The 2946-nt window shown below is 43.4% G+C and carries 2 protein-coding genes; one reads left to right on the top strand and one right to left on the bottom strand.

The window, feature by feature from the left end; translation table 11 throughout:
• Nucleotides 1–314: 314 nt before the first annotated feature.
• Nucleotides 315–953 carry a hypothetical protein gene (locus ACKTSG_RS13935; protein ID WP_407895614.1) on the top strand — a complete coding sequence of 213 codons (639 nt, stop codon included), beginning with the start codon at nucleotides 315–317 and terminating at the stop codon, nucleotides 951–953.
• A 289-nt stretch (nucleotides 954–1242) separates the two neighbouring features.
• On the opposite strand, the gene ACKTSG_RS13930 is transcribed toward ACKTSG_RS13935, so the two are convergent.
• Nucleotides 1243–2397: an exonuclease domain-containing protein gene (locus ACKTSG_RS13930; protein ID WP_407895612.1), complete on the bottom strand. Its 1155-nt coding sequence runs from the start codon at nucleotides 2395–2397 to the stop codon at nucleotides 1243–1245.
• Nucleotides 2398–2946 lie beyond the last annotated feature (549 nt).

Below are 2946 nucleotides of genomic sequence, written 5' to 3'. Positions count from 1 at the left end.
CTTGGCGCCGTACTTGCCATGGAACATTAATCTGGACTAACAACAGAAAATCGGGCCAAGACACATCTTAGCGATGTGACTTGGCCCGATTTTGGCGTTACTAACGTGTGATTATCTCCTGCTTACTGTTATTAGGTGCTTACTCTTCAACACCATTTGACAAATTTCCTTTATTTGTCATAAAAACACCTCATCATTCTTTATTGATGAGGTGTTTTTACCGCTGAAATATACTCTTTTATAGACGGTCGGTTATTAGGTGCTTACAATTAAAATCAATTTTTAAAGCTTGTTTCTATAAGGAGCCTAAGCACATGAATATCAATACAATCATTTCAGCGCTGGTAGCTGCTGGTGGGTTCGGATACATTAACTTATCCGTCGCCGAAAAGCAGGGGCTAGTAAATTTTAAGTCAGACGCTAACACATTATTACCATACATGCTATGTTGGTCAGCAGTTGATTTTTCCGTTTATCTGCTGATTTCATACTGGATTTCCTTCTTCAAACTAGCGGCAAATCTTTCAACAGGCCTTTCGCTGATTGCTACAATGATCGTGGTGTACTTGTGTGCCGTCAGTCTTATGGCACCGATTCATCGGATAGGGGATGCTCTGAACAACTACCGACGGCATTATGATAATAAGTCAAACGTAAGCCCACAGTCGACTTGGGAATATTTAACCGGTCAAGATACCGTCCAGTATTTATACATTTACACGCTCACACATGAACCTGTGACTGGCGGCATTTTGGATTATTGCTCAAAAACAGACGACAATCGATTAAGTGCCCAGCTTGTTCCGTTTACCAACAGTTCATCAATACCAGCTTATGACGATATGGTCGCATCATATTCAACTGTTGAAGCTAAACAAAAGTATGACGTTGCCAGCTATATTGACGCTGATCGTAAGTTGCTTATTTTTAGCGTTTCGGAGCGGGAGGGGTAGGCCCCTGTTGCTTATCGACACCGGGTACGCGTTTCTTGGAGCCATCATTTTGCAGTGAACGTTTTTCCATATTGGCTAGGGTACGCCGAGCACGTTCGATTTTAGCATCTTTATTGTCTGGCATGTTTATAATCTCCTTATTTGATATGTTTATGTGATTGCGTCTACCCGGCTTCCGGCAAGTTGTGGGGTAGGCGCTTTTTATTTTGTATCCAGTTTGGACGTAAGCCCACGGCACGTCCTGCCCGTGCCTGCTGCTTAGTGGGTTAGTTCAGCACAACGCGATTTTTTAATGATTATGAATCATCGATTTTAAATCATCCAATCCGATGATGTTAATTTTACCACCCTCCTGCTGGATTTCTTTTGCTACAAGTTCCTTGTGGCTATGGGTACCATCCGTCAGAACATCAGATACCTGCGTGCCATCCACCAAAAAATCGGTCATTTTAGAGATGCTTTGCGTTACCCGACCGCCATGCGTAGCGATTAATGTGGTTATTTCGTCACGGCTCATGCCAATGAATTCACCAGTGATTGCGAAGCGTAACTTAGCCAACTCATGAGTTGGTTTCACGATCGGCGCTGGCGTCGATTCAAGCTTACCGTCACGAATTCTTTGATAGACGACCATGTTAGTTTTGCAATCTTCGATAGCGTTGTGGGATGTGTTTGTGATACCGAAGTATTGTTTAAGTGTTGGAAGCTTAAAATTTGAGATGCTATCTGGAAAATCTGTCTTACGAGCTAATATCAAAGTATCAAGGGCCTCAATCTTTTCTCGGTAGAATCCGTTTCTAAGGATAAAGGGCAGATCAAACTTGATAATATTGTGGCCAACTAGTGGAAAATCGGCAGTGAATTTAACAAACTGAGGCATTATCTCGTCTATTGGTGACGCGTCTTCAACCAATTCGTTCGTAATTCCGGTCAGATAAACGATCTTCTCTGGTATTTTCCGTTGCGGTTTAAGATAGCGATCAAATGTATCAACGACCTCGTCATCGTGGACTTTAATCGCTGATAGTTGAATGATTTCGTCGGACGAAGCATTTAGACCGGTTGTCTCAATATCAAAGACCACAAAGTCATGCAGCGAGCGTCTAATGCGGCTGAGTACAGGTTCTGGGTGTACAGGTTCTGGGTGTACAGGTTCTGGGTGTACAGGTTCTGGGTGTACAGGTTCTAGGTTTGGAACTTCATGGATAACAGGTTTAACAATTACAGGTTCGTTGCTTGCTTCCTTTGAACTTTTCAATGGATCTTCAACCGGATTAGGAGCAAGACTGGCACTCTCACGATTGTTTTTCCGGCGACGATAAAGCCAAATACCGCAAATGACAACCGCAATAGTGGCAAATATGTACCAGTAGGTGATTAGAAGGCCGACGCAAATCAATAGAAGAAATATACCGACACAACCGAGCCCTTTTTTTGATTTCATTGTTATTCCTCCAGAGTAGTAAATATATACGTGCAGTAGTGCCATCAACCTATGCACCGTCACCAGCGGCTGTGGATGCTTTTTTAGTATCCAAATAGTTCTGCAAGTCGTTTCCGAGTTAATCGCGCTACCCAACCTTCATTTCTCAGCTGGATGAAGGAACGAGTGTCAGAACAATCGCCTTCGTCCGTTTCAAAGTGAATGCCTTCGTGAATTGCAGTCTTTAGCCAATCAATATCAGCCTGGATTATTCATAGAATTTCAAAAAAGCAGCGCAATCCCACGATTCACACGGGACTGCGCTGCTTTGGTGTTTCACCCATTGGGTGCGCCTATATGCTAAGGTTGAGTCGACAAAAACCATCACGAAAGCGAGGCTTCACACCATCTCAACTTTAACCAGCTTATCCCTGCAATGCAATACCAATGTGACTGTGACCGCCGACGGCGGTCAACTTTCAAATGACGCCGGGCTCGTTTTGTTCCAAGAGTTTCTTCATCGTATCAACTTTAGGAAACTTGCCAATCAGTGCCTCAAGTTACCAGACC

The sequence above is a fragment of the Lacticaseibacillus salsurae genome (assembly GCF_045862175.1).
In the GTDB taxonomy this organism is placed as follows: Bacteria; Bacillota; Bacilli; order Lactobacillales; family Lactobacillaceae; genus Lacticaseibacillus; species Lacticaseibacillus salsurae.
Note: the sequence above shows the minus strand (reverse complement) of the source record. Positions and strands in the feature narration are given on the sequence as shown.

Excerpts from the sequence above, each read along its gene's own strand:
- ACKTSG_RS13935 (WP_407895614.1), top strand. The coding sequence starts at position 315 with ATGAATATCAATACAATCATTTCAGCGCTGGTAGCTGCTGGTGGGTTC.
- ACKTSG_RS13930 (WP_407895612.1), bottom strand. The coding sequence starts at position 2,397 with ATGAAATCAAAAAAAGGGCTCGGTTGTGTCGGTATATTTCTTCTATTG.